The sequence below is a fragment of the Halorubrum kocurii JCM 14978 genome, from assembly GCF_000337355.1.
Taxonomy (GTDB): Archaea; Halobacteriota; Halobacteria; order Halobacteriales; family Haloferacaceae; genus Halorubrum; species Halorubrum kocurii.
Window position 1 is genome coordinate 1 of record NZ_AOJH01000049.1, and the last position, 15,143, is coordinate 15,143.

14 protein-coding genes, 1 tRNA gene and 1 pseudogene are annotated in these 15,143 nt (G+C 69.8%); 5 read left to right on the forward strand and 11 right to left on the reverse strand.

Going from position 1 to position 15,143, the window contains the following annotated elements; translation table 11 throughout:
- The 4 genes and pseudogenes from C468_RS07265 to C468_RS07280 form a co-directional block, all read right to left on the reverse strand.
- Positions 1-371 (reverse strand): annotated as a pseudogene (locus C468_RS07265) (hypothetical protein); the annotation flags it as partial.
- A 233-nt stretch (positions 372-604) separates the two neighbouring features.
- The gene (locus C468_RS07270; RefSeq protein ID WP_008848243.1) at positions 605-1,501 is read right to left on the reverse strand and encodes a complex I NDUFA9 subunit family protein; all 897 of its coding nucleotides are present in this window, start codon (positions 1,499-1,501) and stop codon (positions 605-607) included.
- Positions 1,502-1,716: 215 nt separating this feature from the next.
- Positions 1,717-2,670, reverse strand: a complete 954-nt coding sequence (locus tag C468_RS07275; protein WP_008848244.1) for a universal stress protein — start codon at positions 2,668-2,670, stop codon at positions 1,717-1,719.
- Between the two features lie 69 nt (positions 2,671-2,739).
- Complete coding sequence (locus C468_RS07280) at positions 2,740-4,098, reverse strand: hemolysin family protein (protein ID WP_008848245.1); 1,359 nt, start codon at positions 4,096-4,098, stop codon at positions 2,740-2,742.
- Positions 4,099-4,243: 145 nt separating this feature from the next.
- Between C468_RS07280 and tmk the strand changes: the two genes are divergently transcribed.
- Positions 4,244-4,837, forward strand: coding sequence for a dTMP kinase (gene tmk, locus C468_RS07285; RefSeq protein ID WP_008848246.1), 594 nt, complete (start codon positions 4,244-4,246; stop codon positions 4,835-4,837).
- Positions 4,838-4,867: 30 nt separating this feature from the next.
- Here tmk and C468_RS07290 read toward each other — a convergent pair whose 3' ends face one another.
- Together C468_RS07290 and C468_RS07295 are read right to left on the reverse strand one after the other, a co-directional pair.
- Positions 4,868-5,191, reverse strand: a complete 324-nt coding sequence (locus C468_RS07290) for a hypothetical protein (protein WP_008848247.1) — start codon at positions 5,189-5,191, stop codon at positions 4,868-4,870.
- Positions 5,192-5,257: 66 nt separating this feature from the next.
- Positions 5,258-5,848 carry a DUF5813 family protein gene (locus C468_RS07295; protein ID WP_008848248.1) on the reverse strand — a complete coding sequence of 197 codons (591 nt, stop codon included), beginning with the start codon at positions 5,846-5,848 and terminating at the stop codon, positions 5,258-5,260.
- A 171-nt stretch (positions 5,849-6,019) separates the two neighbouring features.
- On the opposite strand from C468_RS07295, the gene C468_RS07300 reads away from it, so the two are divergent.
- The gene (locus C468_RS07300; RefSeq protein ID WP_008848249.1) at positions 6,020-7,348 is read left to right on the forward strand and encodes a carboxylate--amine ligase; all 1,329 of its coding nucleotides are present in this window, start codon (positions 6,020-6,022) and stop codon (positions 7,346-7,348) included.
- Between the two features lie 207 nt (positions 7,349-7,555).
- On the opposite strand, the gene C468_RS07305 is transcribed toward C468_RS07300, so the two are convergent.
- Positions 7,556-7,801, reverse strand: a complete 246-nt coding sequence (locus tag C468_RS07305) for a HalOD1 output domain-containing protein (RefSeq protein ID WP_008848250.1) — start codon at positions 7,799-7,801, stop codon at positions 7,556-7,558.
- Between the two features lie 166 nt (positions 7,802-7,967).
- Positions 7,968-10,472, reverse strand: a complete 2,505-nt coding sequence (locus tag C468_RS07310; RefSeq protein ID WP_008848251.1) for a bacterio-opsin activator domain-containing protein — start codon at positions 10,470-10,472, stop codon at positions 7,968-7,970.
- A gap of 340 nt (positions 10,473-10,812) precedes the next feature.
- Here C468_RS07310 and C468_RS07315 point away from each other — a divergent pair, with 340 nt between their 5' ends.
- Positions 10,813-11,823, forward strand: coding sequence for a hypothetical protein (locus tag C468_RS07315; RefSeq protein WP_008848252.1), 1,011 nt, complete (start codon positions 10,813-10,815; stop codon positions 11,821-11,823).
- A gap of 188 nt (positions 11,824-12,011) precedes the next feature.
- Here C468_RS07315 and C468_RS07320 read toward each other — a convergent pair.
- The 3 genes from C468_RS07320 to C468_RS07330 all read right to left on the reverse strand — a co-directional run bounded on the left by C468_RS07320 (position 12,012) and on the right by C468_RS07330 (position 13,090).
- Positions 12,012-12,096, reverse strand: a tRNA-Leu gene (locus C468_RS07320).
- A gap of 91 nt (positions 12,097-12,187) precedes the next feature.
- Entirely contained in the window at positions 12,188-12,535 is a 348-nt protein-coding gene (locus C468_RS07325; RefSeq protein WP_008848253.1) for a ferredoxin, read from the reverse strand.
- 96 nt (positions 12,536-12,631) lie between these two features.
- Positions 12,632-13,090, reverse strand: a complete 459-nt coding sequence (locus tag C468_RS07330) for a DUF5796 family protein (protein WP_008848254.1) — start codon at positions 13,088-13,090, stop codon at positions 12,632-12,634.
- A 136-nt stretch (positions 13,091-13,226) separates the two neighbouring features.
- Here C468_RS07330 and C468_RS07335 point away from each other — a divergent pair, with 136 nt between their 5' ends.
- The gene (locus C468_RS07335; RefSeq protein WP_008848255.1) at positions 13,227-14,600 is read left to right on the forward strand and encodes a hypothetical protein; all 1,374 of its coding nucleotides are present in this window, start codon (positions 13,227-13,229) and stop codon (positions 14,598-14,600) included.
- Entirely contained in the window at positions 14,600-15,061 is a 462-nt protein-coding gene (locus C468_RS07340) for a hypothetical protein (RefSeq protein WP_008848256.1), read from the forward strand. Before C468_RS07335 ends, C468_RS07340 begins: the two co-directional genes overlap by 1 nt.
- Positions 15,062-15,143 lie beyond the last annotated feature (82 nt).

Sequence of the window (15,143 nt, forward strand, 5' to 3'; positions counted from 1 at the left end):
CCCTCGTCGCTTCCCGGCAGGATGCCGAGCCCGTAGACGGGCTCGGTGTAGATCCGCTTGAGGTGCTTCGCGAGCACCGGTGCCCCCCCGGAGCCGGTGCCGCCCCCGAGCCCGGAGACGACGAGGAACGCGTCGACCTCGTGGACCGGAATCGAGTCGATGGCGCCCTGTACCTCGTCGATGTCCTCCTCGGCGATCTCCGCGCCGAGCTCGTTGTCGGCGCCCACGCCGTGGCCCTTCACGCGCGACTGGCCGATGAGTACCCGCTGGTCCTCGGCGATGTGCTCGAGGCCCATGAGATCGGCCTTGGCCGTGTTGACGGCCGCGGCCGCGCGGACGATCTCCGAGCCCGTCCGCTTGTCGTACTCCAGGAATTTGTCGACGACTTTCCCCCCCGCCTGTCCNGATCATTGCAAGTTTCATCGTGTGCTCCCTCCGCGTTTGAAATGAACAGAACGCGATCGCGTATTTAAGCCTTCGGTTGCCGTTATTACCCCTGATATTCCCTTCGTTGACACGAGCGCCCGGACGGCGGTCGAGTCGCCGGTCTCGGGGCGACGCGGTCCCCCGGATCGCCCCCGTGACGCCGCGACCGCCGCCGCCATCACTCCACCCCGAGGTGCTCGCCGAGGGTGGTCAGCTCGGCGGGGTCGACGTCGAACGCCGCCACGTCGTTATCGGCGGTCGTGTTGTCAAACTTCAGCGACCGGTACTGGTCGGACCCCATCGGGAACCCCGGGACGGCGCCGAGCACGCCGAGCCCGATCCGGGCGAGCGGCATCGGTAGGGGGACGATCGTCACGCCCTTGTTCTCGGCCTCGTAGACAAGGTCGGTCACCTGTCGCAGGGTCAGCGTCTCCGGGCCGCCGACCTCGTACGTCTCGCCGACGTGCTCGTCGTCCTCCAGCGCCGCGACCAGCATCGGAACGAGGTCCTCGACGTGGATCGGCTGGAAGCGGGTCTTTCCGCCGCCGGGAAGCGGATACAGGGGCACGCCGGGCGCGAACATCCCCTTCAGCCGCTTGGTGAAGGAGACGAACTCGCCGCCCTCGCCGAAGACGACCGACGGACGGAAGATCGTCCAGTCGAGGCCGCTGTCGCGGACGATCGCTTCGGCCTCGCCCTTCGCGCGGATGTAGGCGGTATCGCCGTCGGCGTCTGCGCCGAGCGCGCTCAGCTGGACGAACCGCTCGACGCCGCCGTCCTCGGCCGCGCGGACGAGGTTCCTCGTGCCGCCGCGGTGGATCCGGTCGTGCATGATGTTCCCGCCCTTCGGCTCGAACAGCGGCGAGAGCGCGACCAGGTTCACCACCGCGTCCTGCCCCTCGACCGCCCCGGCGATCGAGTCGTAGTCGGTGACGTCGCCCGTTGCGGACGCGACGCCCTCGGGGACGTCCCCCGGCGATCGCGAGAGGGCCGTCACCTCGTGCCCCCCGTCGGCGAGCGCGCGGCAGAGGTACGATCCGATGAACCCGGTTCCGCCGGCTACCAACACTTTCATGCGCAGTACGTCGGACGGAACGCCCGTAAACTTACCGTGATGTCAGACGCGGGCGCGGCGAACGGCTGAGAATGGGGAGGCGGCGGATCGACCCCCGGAACCCGTGTGGACCCCCCTTTCGGACCGGTCCTCGTCGCTTCCCTCGGTCTCGTCGTCCGGGTCAGTCCTCGTCGCCCGCCTCGGCCTCATCATCCGCCTCGGTCTCGCCGACCGGGTCAGCCCTCGTCGCTCTCTTCGGTCTCGTCGTCCGCCTCGGCCTCGTCCGCCCCGGTCTCGTCGTCCGCCTCGGCCTCGTCCGCCCCGGCCTCGTCGCCCGGGTCGGGGACCGTCAGCACCGGTACCGACGAGGTGCGGACGGTGCGCTCGGCGACGCTCCCGAGCAGGTACCGCTCGACGCCGGTCCGCCCCTGCGTCCCCATGACCACGAGGTCGATCTCGTTCTCGTCGGCGTACGCCCGGATCCCGCGGGCCGCGGAGGACCCGACCTCGACCGCCTCGGCCGCCTCGACGCCCGCCTCCTCGACGGCCGCGGCCGCCTCAGAGACGATCTCCTCTGTGTTCTCGACCATCGCGTCCACGCCCCCGTACGCTTCGGTTCCGACGGCTCCCACGCCGACGACGGAGAGGACGTGAACGGTGGCGCCCGCGCGCTCGGCGAGCGCCACCGCCCGGTCGAGGGCGTCGCGGGCGCGCTCGCTCCCGTCCGTCGGGACGAGGACGTTCCGGTAGGGGTACCGCGCCGGCTCGCCGTCGGGGCGGACACTGAGCACCGGCACCGTCGACTCGCGGACGACGCGTTCGGTGGTGCTCCCGAGGAGCAGGCGGTCGAGCCCCGTCCGACCGCGGGTCGGCATGACGACGAGGTCGATCGCGTGCCCGTCGGCGTACGTGGCGATCGTCTCGGCGACGCCGCCCTGCAGCACGTCGGTCACCGTCTCGACGCCGCGCTCGGCGGCGCGGTCCGCGGCCGCCTCGACGATCTCCTCCCCCTCCCGTTCGAGCACGTCGACGACCTCGCGGCCGATCCGCGTGACGCTGTCGTGGGTCGTGTCGGCGACGTTGAGGACGTGGACGGTCGCGTCGTGGTCGCTCGCGAGGTCGAGGACGTGCTCGAACGCGGCGCTCGCCCCGTCGCTGCCGTCGGTCGGAAACAGGATCCGGTCGAACATACGCGCACGATCGCGGCGTGCGGACAAAAAGGTCCGCGGCGGTTCGCGCCCGGAGAGAAGCGGTCGACGTCAGTCGCCGGTCGGCTCGACGGACCCGTCGCCGGCCTCGTCGCCCGTCCCCTCGGCCTCCTCGATCCGCACCGTCGAGATGCGGGCGCCGTCGACGGCCGTGACTTCGAAGGCGTACTCGCCGGCCGTGACCGCGTCGCCGGCCTCGGGCGTGCGGCCGAGGCGGTCGAGCACGAGCCCGCCGAGCGTCTCGAACCCGTCGCCGTCGAAGTCGGTGCCGAGCGCGTCGTTGACGACGGACAGCGAGACCGAGCCGTCGGCCTCGTACGCACCGGCTCCGGCTTTCCGGACCGCGTGTTCGCTGCTCGCGGCGTCGAACCCGTCCCGGAGCTCGCCGACAAGCGTCTCGACCGCGTCCTCGACGGTGGCGATCCCCTCGAAGGCGCCCCACTCGTCGACGACTGCGGCCATCTGCCGGTGCTCGTCGCGGAACTGCATGAGGAGGTCGCTCAGCGACGTGGTCTCGGGGACGACCACGAGGTCGCGGGCCAGGTCCGCGGCCGTGACCGACTCGTCGCCCGCCTCGCCGGCGCGCAACACGTCTTTCACGTCGACGAAGCCCACCACGCGGTCCGCGTCGTCGGCCGCCACCACCGGGTACCGGGTGTGGCCCGCGTCCAGCACGGTCGCGCGGATCGCGGCGAGGTCGGCGTCCGCCGGGACGCTCGCCACGTCTGGGCGGGGCACCATCGCCTCTCGGACCACGGTGTCGTCGAGCTCGAAGACGGCGTTGACCATCTCCACCTCGGTGTCGGCGACGTGGCCGGCCTCGCCGGAGCGAGCGAGCACGCGCCGGATCTCGCGTTCTTCCATCGTCTCGTCCGTCTCCGAGGCCGGCGGCACGCCGAGCATGCGCGTGAAGGCGTTGGCCGCCCCGTTGAACACGACGATACCGGGCGAGAACAGGTAGTAGGCGAGCTTCATCGGCGGCGCCAGGAACATCGCGACGCGCTCCGCCTGCGCGATGGCGATCGTCTTCGGCGCCAGCTCCCCGAACACGACGTGGAGGAACGTGATGACGCTGAACCCGATCGCGAACGCGACGAGGTGGACGAGGTTCGCGGGCAGGACCGGCCCGAGAACCGGCTCGATCAGCGCGGCGACCGCGGGCTCGCCGATCCACCCGAGCCCGAGCGACGCGATCGTGATCCCGAGCTGCGTCGCCGCGAGGTAGTCGTCGAGTCCCTCCATCACGTCCTGGAGCGCTCCGGATCCGGGGCGGCCCTCCTCGACCAGCTGTTCGACCGAGGTGGAGCGGACGCGGACGAACGCGAACTCGGAGGCCACGAAGAAGCCGTTCAACACGACCAACACGAGCGCCGCGACCACCCGGGTGACGGAGATCGCGACGTCTACCATCGGCGCCTCCGCGGCGCGCGAACGTGGCGGGTGTGCTTGACGCGGCGGATACCGGTGACCATGCCGGCGGTTTCGCCCGGAGGCACTAAAAAGGGGCTCCGTCGGAACCCGCGCCGTTTATTCCTCACCGCGCCGGAGCGCGACCATGCTGATCACGCTGGAGGGGCTCGACGGCAGCGGGAAGACCACGGTCTGGGAGGCGCTCCACGACGTCTACCCGGACGCGACGTTCACCCGCGAGCCCACCGACAGCTGGTACGGCGAGGCCGTCGACCGCTCGATCGCGGCCGACGACGCCGACCCGCTCGCGGAGCTGTTCCTGTTGACGGCCGACCACGCGGACCACCTCTCGGGGACGATCGAGCCCGCCCTCGCCGACGGCGACCTCGTGGTGTCGGACCGCTACTCCGACTCCCGGTTCGCGTATCAGGCGGCGACGCTCGCCGCCAGCGACGTCGACATCGACCGCCCGCTGGAGTATATAAAGGGGATCCACGCCGCCTTCTCGCGGCCGCCGGACGCGACGATCTACCTCGACCTCGACGCCCGCGAGGCCGCCGAGCGCGCCGGCCGGACGAACAAGTTCGAGCAGGACGGCTACCTCGCCGCGGTCCGGAAGAACTACGAGCGGCTGATCGACGCCGAGCCGGACCGGTTCGTCCGCGTCGACGCCTCGCGGTCGCCGGAGGCGGTCATCGCCCGGGTCGAGGAGGCCCTGGCGGAGCTGGTCGGCGAGTAGGGCGCGGCGGGGGCGTTCGCGTCGGCGCCGTCAGTTGGTGTCTGGCAGTTCGACGTCGTCCGGAGGCGGGACGTAGAGGTAGTCGATCGCCGCTCCGAGCACGACGGGGAGCCCGACGAGCAGCGCGACGACCAGCGTCGGACTGCCGAGGTTGATCCCGACGCCGACGTTGAGGACGCCGGTGAACACCAGCATCGAGAGCAGGAGCAGCATCGGGGTCAACACGAGCGTGTACACGACCGACCCCCACGAGGTGTTCAGCCGGAGCCTAAAGAACCGGTTCGCCACCCCGGCGATCAGCGTGTGGAAGGCCACGAGGGCGACGAGGCTGACGAACCCGAACAGCGCGAGCATACTCGACCTACGGGCTCCCGGCATTTCCGCCTATCGGCCGAGGGCGGGGGACGCGCGCCGGACGGCCTAGAACCCGCCGCCGCTGTTTCCCTGTTGGCGCGCCGCGGACAGCAGGCCGTCGAGCGGCTCCGTGTACTCGTAGCCGGGGATGACGCCCTGCACGTACGTCCCCTCGACGAAGTCGATCAGCGCGCCGGCGTCGTCGACGCCGCGCCGCTCGTTGATGTCGGTCAGCTCGAAGTCGACCTCGATCTCGTCCACCCCGATCGACACGACCGGGTCGAACGCGTGGTCGCCGCGGGTGACCCCGCCCACGTCGACGACGCGAAGCTCGAACGTCTCGATCCACCCCTCCTCCACCACGTCGGCGACCTCGTCGGCCGCGGTCGCCGAGAGCGTGGGCACCCGGACGGTCACCGCGAATCGGACCCGGCCGTCCGCGGCGGGCTCGGCGCGAACCTCGGCGTCGAATGGCGTCGTCTCCGCGATCCAGACCCCGTCGCCAGCGGCCTCGAAGGAGCCGTGGTCCGCGAACGCGCGGCGGACGCGGCCGGGGAGCTCGTCGCCGCGCTCGCTGTCGCCGGTCTCGCTGTCGCCGCCGTTTCGCTCGCCCGCGCTGTCGACTCCGCCGTCGCCGTCACCGTCGCGCTCACTCATACCGGATCGGAGGCGACACGGGAGTAAAAGCCCGTTGCGTCGGGGATATCGACCGAGCGTGTCCCCGGGCGCTCTCGCCCGGAACCGCCGGCGACGAGCGCCCGCGTCACCGGTAGTGGCACGCGGGGCCGGTACTGGTGCGCCTTTGTATCCGGACGGCCGACGGGGGGTATGGCAGAGCAGTTCCGCTCGACTGAGGCGCTGATCGACGCGCTCGCGGACGTCTCCTTCGACCGACCGCCGGCCCTCGTCAGCAACGCGCACGTGACCGGACTCGCCGTCGCCCGCGCGCTCGACGCCCACGACGTGCCCGTGATCGCGCTCGACCGCCCTAGCGACGGGGGCCCAGGCGAGGGCGGTCCCCCCGGGGCCGACGGCACCCGCCGTCACGACGGGCTCGCGCCCCCCTCGGACGCGGTCGCCTTCGCCGGCGCGGTGACGTACCCGCTCGACGACCTCGACGGGTTCCGGGAGGACGTGGAGGCGGTCGTCGACGCGATCGGCCGCGAGGCGGTCGCGTTCGGCTGCATGGACGAGTGGGCGCTGGCCTACGCGCGGGCCGAACCGGAGGGCGTCAGGCTCCCCTTCGCCGGGGTCGACACGCTCGACGACGTGCTGAACAAGTCCGAGCTGTACGCGACCTGCGAGGCGCTCGGCGTGCCCTACCCGGAGACGTACCGGCTCGCGGAGACGGCGGACGCGGCGACGGGCGACCCCGCCCCCGACGCCACTCTCGACGAGGCGGCCGAGGCGCTCGGCTTCCCGCTCGTGGTGAAGCCCGAACTCAAACGGGAGTTCGAGGAGGCGTTCGGCACCAACGTGCTGGAGGTCGCCGACCCCGTGGAGTTCGCGGAGGCGGTCGCGGCCGCCCGCGAGGAGGGGATCGCCGTGATGGCCCAGAAGCGCGTCGATATCGCGACCGGGAGGGACCACTCGCTCGCGTCGTACGTCCCGCCCGTCGGCGTCGAGGACGCGCTCGCGGTCGTCGGCAACGCCGCGGTGCGATACCCCCAGCAGTTCGGCACCTCCTGTCTGGTGGAGACGGCCGACGAGCCGGCGATCGAGGCGCGCGCGTTAGCGGTACTTGACGACGCCGGGTACCACGGGATCAGCGAGGCGGAGTTCGTGTACGACGACGAACGGGGGGAGTTCCTCTTGCTCGACGTCAACACCCGCCCGTGGAAGTGGATCGGGATGCCGGTCGCCGCGGGCGCGAACCTCCCGATGGCGGCGTACGCCGCGGTCACCGACGCCGAGTACGAGTCCACCGGGATCGACCCGACGCGGTGGGTGTACCTCCGCGACTACCTCGCGCTGCTCGCCGGCGACGACGCGTTCTGGGACCGGCTGTCGGCCGCCGACTGGCGGCGGCTCGTCGCCGGCGACTTCGAGCGCGAGGGGTCCCTGACGACCGGCGTCTACCGCCCCTCCGACCCCGCGCCGGCCGCGAAGCTGTTCGAGACGGAGTTCGTCGACCGCGACTACTACTGCGCCTGCTGACGGCGGTCGGGTCGGCGCCGGACCGGTACTCGTTCGAGGCCGTCACCGCCGGACCGGTACTCGTTCGAGGGGGTTACGGGGCCTCTTCGGGACTGTCGGGGTCCTCGCGCGAGAGAAGACGGCGTAGCAGTCGCTCCGGAGCGGCGAGATCGCCTCGTCGAATCAGCTCGTCGAGAGCTGACGATCTATCGAGGTTTCCCGGCGGCGCTACTCGGGGTGGTTCGCACGGACCTTCCCTCCGTCCGTCACCGTCACGTAACAGTCAGCCATCCGGAACGACACGGAAAGCGAAATGTCGCTCGACCCTTCGGACTGTCGAGCGAGGCGCCCCAGCGCGTGGGGGTCGATAACGTCGTACAATCGATCGTCGACGTGGCGCGGTTCTATGCCGCGTTCCTCGGCAACCGCCGTGACGATGTTCCAGCAGAGGTCGTCGACCGAATCGGCACTCATAGTTTTCACCTGTAGAGAGACGCGACGCCGGCATCGACGTTGTGGGAACGCCAGTAGTATGTCAAACAAACGCGTACTACGTGTGTAGCGTCCCCCCGGTATCCGGGCGGAATCGGACCACCGGGGCTCGAGATCGGTCAGCCGAAACCGAACCCTCGGTGACGGGTCAGCGCTCTCCGATTCCCTCAAAGAGGAGCGAGAAGAGCGTGCGTTCGGTCGTGCGAAGGTGCCGGTTGAACGTCGGCTGCGTGATGTCCAGCGTTTCGGCGACCTCTTCGCCGGTACTGGCGCGCGGCCACTCGAAGTAGCCGGACCGGTAGGCCGTCCGCACGACCTCGCGCTGGCGGTCCGTGAGCCGGTCGGTGACCGACGCCGAGAACGCCTCGGACCCTCTCTCGGGGGAGTTCCGTTCGCGGCGCGCTCGGAGTTCGACCTCCCGATACCGCTCCTCGAGCGCCTCGATCAGCAGGCGAACGTCTGCCGACCGCGGAAGCGTGAGCGTCACCTCGACGCCGTCGACGTCCGCACGAAGGTCTTCGACCTCCGCCCCGTAGTCGGCCAGCCGACCGGAGAGCGTCGGGGCGGTCACCGTGACGGCGAACCGCGGATCGTCGTCCCCTCCGACCGACCGGACGTCCTCGACGGCGAGAACCGACGACGAAAGCGGTGTCGGGTCGATCTGGGACCGCAGGGACAGCACCGCCCGGTCGTCGTCACCCGGAACCACGCCCTCGATGCGAACGGGCTCGTCGAGGGCCCCCGCTAGCCGAGACGAAAGGAGGCCCGAGTCCTCGATCCGCAGCTCCAGTTCGATCGACGACTCGCCGTGGAGCGACCGCTTCGTCTCCAGCCCGTTGATCGCGTTGCCGATGGTCTCGCCGAGGCTCTCGAGCAGATCTCCGAGGTCGCCGTCGAACGCCCCCGGCCGGGTGGCGTACACCGAAAGCACGCCGTACGCGAGATCGTTGTACTCGACGGGGACGCTCGCGATCGACTGAAACCCCCGAACGAGAGCGCGTTTCCGCCACGGCGACTCGCGCATGTCCGCCGAGATGTCGGGGATCACGACCGGCGTCCGGGAGGCGAGCGCCCGGCCGGACGGCTCGGCGTCTCCCTCCGCCGACAGGCGCGTCTGATCGGTTCCGAGAACGTCTAGGTCGTCGAGGTAGGCGTCACCGCCGCCGGCACAGGCCACCGGCTGTACTCCCTCCCCGCTGCGGTAGGCTTCCCCGAACCAGGCGAACGCGATCTGGTCGGCCCCGACAAGGTGGGTACAGACAGCCGTCGCGACGTCTCCGAGGGTATCCGCGTCGACGAGCGCGCCGTTTATCCGTCGAAGCAGGTCGTTGAACTCGTGCAGTCGTTCGAGCCGGTCGTTCCGTGCGGCCAGCTTCTCCCGACGGCGGGACAGCTCCTCGTCGCGCTCGACGCGGCCGAGCGCGACCACGGCGTTGGCCGCCAGGAGTTCGACGGCCTCGATAGCGTTGTCCGGAGTGACGCCGGACCCGAACTCGATGGTCAACAGCCCGTGTTCCTCCAGCGACGCGAACAGACCGTTGTCGCTCGCTCTCGCATCGGCCTCGCCTTCGATGACTCGGCCCGTGGGCCGTCGACTCGTCCCGTCGTCCGTCCCCTCTGACTCACCGGTCGACGAGGTGGACCCGCCCGGACTGACCGATGAGCGACCGGTCGCGAACGCTTCCCACTCGGGGGTTCCCGGCGGTTTGGGCTCCGCGCCCGCTTTCGAGGTGTCGACCGGAACGAGGCGAGACTCGGCCTTGTCGAAACGGTACGCCACGACCGCGGCGTCCGACCACACGGTGGTCGCCACGTCGACGATGGTCTCGCAGACCGTCTGCTTGTCGTCGGCACGAAGCAACTCGCGGGTCGACCGATTCAGCTCGCGGAGCGTGCGCTCGTGGTGACGACGATCCGTCACGTCCCTGAGGACTCCGACCCGACGGCGGTCCCCGTTCGCGAACTCGACGGTCGAAAACCGGGTTTCGATCGGGATCGACTCGCCGTCGGCCGTCCGAATCGACGACTCGATCAGTCCCACGTCGGAGCTCTCGTCACGGAGCTGTTCGAGGATCTCAGCGGCCATGGACAGCGTCTCGTCGCCCGCGAGCATCGAGGAGTGGGAGCCGACGAGTTCCTCGGGACCGTACCCGGTTATCTCCGTGATCGCCTCGTTGATCGAGGTGATGACGAACGCCTCGTCGAGCGTGTACACGCCGTCGTCGAGCGTGTCCAGGATGCGCCTCGACCGCTTCACCTCACGCGAGAGCTGGGCCTGGTCGGTGGCGTCCCGCAGCTGGACGCAGACCAGCTCTGCGACCGGAACCGCGCGAACGGCAACGCGTCCCTCGTCACCGATATCAATGTCGCATTTGACGGTGTCGCCGGTGTCGAGGGCTCTTCTGACCGCTTCGGCGCCCGCGTCGTCGAGACAGGCGTCTACCGTCTCGCCGACGGGATCAGGGAGTAGCTCGCCCAGTCGGCCGTCGATGCCCGAAGAGCCGACTACCGTAAGCGACTCGTCCGCGATCAGAAATCCGACGGTTCCGCGGTCGTGGCCGCTCTCGAACCGGCCGTCTCTCTCCGGAAGTGTCGACCAGGTCGAATCGCGCTTCGCGTCCGACGGACTGGTCTCGCGTTCCTTCTCGCTCACTTCGACAGGTATCGGACGCAGCGTGATAAGTGTCTCCTTAATTAAATAAATTGGTGACTGTCATGGAACATTATATGTCTGGCTGACAGGTGACCGGCCGCAATGGACGACGTGAGGGTACGGGTCCGGTGCCTGTGGGGATCGCGCAATCGCTCGACTCACTGTCTTTCGAGACCGGTAAGAGTGGATTAACGACCGCGTAAAGCCGCTCAAATAGCTGTACACGGGGTGTTGCCTTATCAACACCAGAAATTTGAATACATTCACAAATTCGTACCATTTATGGGATAAATAACATTCTAACCGGGGGATTTATATAATTAAGAGGTTGTTAACCGGCATGGCACACAAGTTGGCGACCGCAACGACGTCCACCCGAGGGGGAGACGCGCTGGGTTCCGGCGTCGAGTACGCGCGGGCTATCGACCTCGTCGAACTGCCGGCAGCGGTCCAGGAGGCGGCGGACAGGTACGACCAGGTGATCGGTGACCGGGACCGGTTCCTCTGGAAGTGGATTCACAACCTGTTCGACGAGTTCACCCTGTCGTCGGTCGCGCTCGACGCGGCGGACACGGTCCGAGAGCAGAAGACGCTTCTGACGATCTTCGTCACGACGATGGACGACCTGGCGGAGATGAAAGGGGACAGCGCGACCTTCAACCGGGCGCGCCGGATCCCGTTCGAGCCGAACCCACGGGAGGGAGACGCACCGGATGACGTCGATCAGGAGGCCGTCGAGTTCCTCGCGGAACTCTGGTCGGAGATCGCGGGCGGACTCGAGGAGGCGCCCAGGTACGCCGAGTTCGCTGACCTCTTCGAGTACGACGTTCGCCAGACGATCAACGCGATGGATTACTCCCGCGTGTTGAACGACAACCCGAGGGGGGCCAACCGGGCCGAGGCGGAACGGTTCGACGCGTACAACATGGCGATGTTCCCGTACGCGTGTATGGATCTGATGTACTCACACTCCTTCGAACGGCGGGAACTGGGCGCGCTACGGAGCCTGCTCTGTGAGCTTCAGCAGATGGCGAGAATCGGGAACTGGCTGACCACCTGGGAGCGCGAACTCCTCGAGGGTGACGTCAGCTCCGGGATACTCGTCTGTGCGCTCCGCCGGAACGTGATCACGCAAGCGGAGGTCTCCGAACCCGACGAGGCGACCGCCGAGCGGTTGATCGACCGGATCAAATCACACGGGATCGAGTCCGAGTTCACCCGCGAGTGGGAGATCCGATGTCGCGCGGCCCGCAAGCGAACGGCCGAGGTCGACAGCGTCGACGCGGACGCGTTCGTGAACGGGTTGGAGACCGTGATGAACCACCACCTCGCGAGCGACGGGTACAAGTGACATCCCCTCCGGTCTAACCGGAGCGGAAGCGGAGTGGTTTCGGCGTCGATCGCTTCGAGAAATCGTAATCGCGTGCGGGGGAAGGGATTCGAACCCCAGTCGCTCCGCTCGCTCCGCTCGCCTCGTTCCCTGCTTCGAATCCCTTTGAGTCCGAGCCGCGGCGCTCACGATGTGTGAGCGCCACGGAATGCGGGGGAAGGGATTCGAACCCTCGAACCTCTACAGGAGCGGATCTTAAGTCCGCCGCTTTTGGCCAGGCTCAGCCACCCCCGCGCGAATTCGGATACCGGCGGTGGGGTCAAACCCCTTTCGGATGCCGCGGCGGCGGCCGGGGGTGACCGGCGCGTCCGCGCGGCCCGACTCCCTACCAGTCCACCGACAGCGTCCCGTCACCGTGCGGGTCCGGCGCGATCTCCTTGTCGGTACGGCGATCGACGACGTGGATCACGCCGCGCTCCTTCTTCGCAGGACACACCTCGGCCGCGCGGACGTTCTCCTCCAGCTCGTCCTCGCCGATGTAGTACGACCGCGGCTTCGCCATCCCGCTCTGCACGTCCATGACCCAGTTGTCGCCCACCTCCGCGCACTTGCCCGCCCCGAAGCACTTGTTGGCCTCGAAGACGATCTTGTAGGGCTTCTCCTCGATCGGCGGCCCCTCGCCGCCGATGTCGCTCGCGCGCAGCACATCGTCTGCGTCCGCCTCGTCGCTCATACCCGTTATCGACGCCGGCCGGACTTTCGTCTGTCGGTCGTTTTCAGCGATCGGGCGCGCCCGCCGGGCGCGGTCAGCGGTGCGAATCGGGCGCGGTCAGCGGTGCGCGTCGAGCCCGTCCGCCGGCGGCTCGACGATCTCGTAGCTCCCCTCCGTCCAGCCGTCCTCAACGAAGACGAACACGCGACCGCCGGCGATCTCGGGGTCGGCGATCACCTCGTTGCGCTGCCCCTCGCGCCCGACGATCACCCCGGGGAACACCTCGTCGCGCTCGCCATCGTCGACCATGACGCGGCCCACGCCGGAGTCCTCCAGGATCTCGTCGTCGGTGTTGTAGTCGTTGACGTACGTCATCACGCCCTCCGTTTCCGTCGGGTCGGTGACGAGCACGTGCGTCTCCTTGCCGGGGCCGGCCGTCACGGACCCCTCGACGGCGTCCGGGACGCCGCGGTAGAGGGTGGTCCGGCCGTCCAGGTACTCGACGACGACTCCCTCCTCGCGGAGGTCGATCCCGATCGACGTTGGGGGAACGTCGCTGCGTGAGGGTGCTGACATACGCGACGTTCGGTGCGCGCGCCTCAAAAGGGGCGCGTTCGGCGGTCGGCGCCGTCCCCGTCGTCGGCGGCGGGCGGCCTCAGTCGCGAGAATCGGGGATGGCACCTTTAAGGGCCCTCCGCCGGGAGGGTATCTCATGCAACGGACGCGACGGGGCCTGTTGGGCGCCGGCGCCGCCGCCGTCACCGGGCTCTCCGGGTGCCTCGGCGTCGAGGGCGTCGAGTATCCCGACGCGGCCACCGAGGATCCGCCGAACGCGGACGACGGAGCAAGCGGCGAGGACGCGGGCGACGAGGACACGGACGACGACGCGGACGACGACGGCTCGGTCACGAACGAGGCGCTCGCGACGGCGACGCGGAACGTCGTCGACGACGCGGTATGGTTCGCAACCGAGTACCCGTCGGCCGTCGACACCTACCGGAGCGCAATCCGCGATGTCGTCTCCGAGATCGACGCCGTCCGAGAGGCGGCCGACACCGACGACGCGGTGACCGTCGAGATGGCCGACCGGCTCGACGAGGCCGGCCGCGAGGCCGCCGAGGCCGCCGCCGACGCGCTGGAGCCGCACTTCCACCCGCGCTCCCGGATCGTCTCGCGCACCGAGCGCCACGTCGGGGTGCTCCGGGAGTTCGCCCCCCGCGGCGACGTCGACCGCTTCCTGGAGGAGCTCTCGCGGATGCGCCGTAGCTTCGCTGCCGTCGGCACGGCCACCTACGTCGACGAGACGTTCTCGCGAGAGCCGATCCACAACCGGCTGTTGAACCGCCTGCTGTATCCGCTCCCGGACGGCGGCGACGAGGACCGCCGGCGGGTCCGCGGCGGGGCCTTCGTCGAGCTCGGGCTCGCGAGCCGCGGCTTCTCGGCGTTCGCGCACGAGCCGTACGACGACGAGGAGTACGACCGGAACCGGATCCCCCGGATCTACGGAAACGCGTTCGGGTCGGCCCGCCGCGAGGAACTGCGCGCGCGCCTCGGACCGATACCGCGATCCGAGGACCGGACCGAGGAGCTGTTCGTCGCGTTCGCGAGCCGCCCCGAGGCCGGCAACCGACCGAGTCGGACGTTCGAGGGGTGGGCGCACGAGCTCGACGGCGTCCCCCTGTACGTCCAGCGCTACCCCGACGCGGCGACCGCGAGCGACCGGCTCGAGGAGGCGCTCGCCGCCGCCTCGGCAGAGGGGCGCGCACCGATCGACCCCGAGGCCACCGCGGCCGGCACCGACTTCTCCGGGAACGCGACGACGGGGGAGGAGGGCGGCGGCGACGGGGAAGGCGGAGACGATGACGAGGACCGATCGGCGTCGTACCGGGGACCGACCCGCTGGCACCGCCTTTACCACCACGAGGCCGAGGGCGAGCGGTACGGGTTCGACGAGCACGCCGGCGTCCAGTACGGTTACGTCGTGCAGGCCGGCGAGTTCGTGCTCGCGACCGGGTTCTCGGGCGACGCGTGGGAGGAGCGCACCGGCTGGCAGGGTCGGCTGGCGAACGGGTGGGCGGTGGTCTGATGGACGGAAACGGAGTGGGGCTCACGGCGGCGGTGTTCGCGGTCGTCGGTGCCGGCGTCGGCCTCGTCGCGGCCGCGACCACCGGGTGGGCGGAGGCCGCGCTCGCCACGGCCGCGACCGGCGAGACCGCGCGGTTCGGTCCGGTGTTCGTCGCGCAGTCGTACCTCGCCGTCACCGCCGCCGCCTTGGTTCTCGCGCCCCCGCTCGCGGGCGTGCTCGGCGTGCTCGTCGGGTCGCGGGCGTACGACGCGCGGGAAGCGGCCGCGACCTGCGGGCTCGGCGGCGGGCTCGGTGCGCTGGCATACGGCCTCGTCGTCGTCGTCCTCGTCGTCGCCTCGCAGGGCGAGGCGGCGACACAGGCCCACGGGATCGCGGACGCGTTCGGACCGCTACTCACGACCGCGGTCGTCGCCGCCGTCGTCGGCGCGGTGACCGGCGTGCTCGGGTCGGTGACGGGGTGACCATGACGGCCCGAACGCCCACCCGTCGCGGACGCGGGACACCCCGACGCCCACCTTTAGGGCGGTCGCCGACGTGGAGGGG

Excerpts from the sequence above, each read along its gene's own strand:
- C468_RS07280 (WP_008848245.1), bottom strand. The coding sequence starts at position 4,098 with ATGGTAGACGTCGCGATCTCCGTCACCCGGGTGGTCGCGGCGCTCGTG.
- C468_RS07275 (WP_008848244.1), bottom strand. The coding sequence starts at position 2,670 with ATGTTCGACCGGATCCTGTTTCCGACCGACGGCAGCGACGGGGCGAGC.
- C468_RS07315 (WP_008848252.1), top strand. The coding sequence starts at position 10,813 with ATGGCACACAAGTTGGCGACCGCAACGACGTCCACCCGAGGGGGAGAC.
- C468_RS07330 (WP_008848254.1), bottom strand. The coding sequence starts at position 13,090 with ATGTCAGCACCCTCACGCAGCGACGTTCCCCCAACGTCGATCGGGATC.
- C468_RS07340 (WP_008848256.1), top strand. The coding sequence starts at position 14,600 with ATGGACGGAAACGGAGTGGGGCTCACGGCGGCGGTGTTCGCGGTCGTC.
- tmk (WP_008848246.1), top strand. The coding sequence starts at position 4,244 with ATGCTGATCACGCTGGAGGGGCTCGACGGCAGCGGGAAGACCACGGTC.
- C468_RS07290 (WP_008848247.1), bottom strand. The coding sequence starts at position 5,191 with ATGCTCGCGCTGTTCGGGTTCGTCAGCCTCGTCGCCCTCGTGGCCTTC.
- C468_RS07335 (WP_008848255.1), top strand. The coding sequence starts at position 13,227 with ATGCAACGGACGCGACGGGGCCTGTTGGGCGCCGGCGCCGCCGCCGTC.
- C468_RS07300 (WP_008848249.1), top strand. The coding sequence starts at position 6,020 with ATGGCAGAGCAGTTCCGCTCGACTGAGGCGCTGATCGACGCGCTCGCG.
- C468_RS07325 (WP_008848253.1), bottom strand. The coding sequence starts at position 12,535 with ATGAGCGACGAGGCGGACGCAGACGATGTGCTGCGCGCGAGCGACATC.
- C468_RS07270 (WP_008848243.1), bottom strand. The coding sequence starts at position 1,501 with ATGAAAGTGTTGGTAGCCGGCGGAACCGGGTTCATCGGATCGTACCTC.
- C468_RS07305 (WP_008848250.1), bottom strand. The coding sequence starts at position 7,801 with ATGAGTGCCGATTCGGTCGACGACCTCTGCTGGAACATCGTCACGGCG.
- C468_RS07295 (WP_008848248.1), bottom strand. The coding sequence starts at position 5,848 with ATGAGTGAGCGCGACGGTGACGGCGACGGCGGAGTCGACAGCGCGGGC.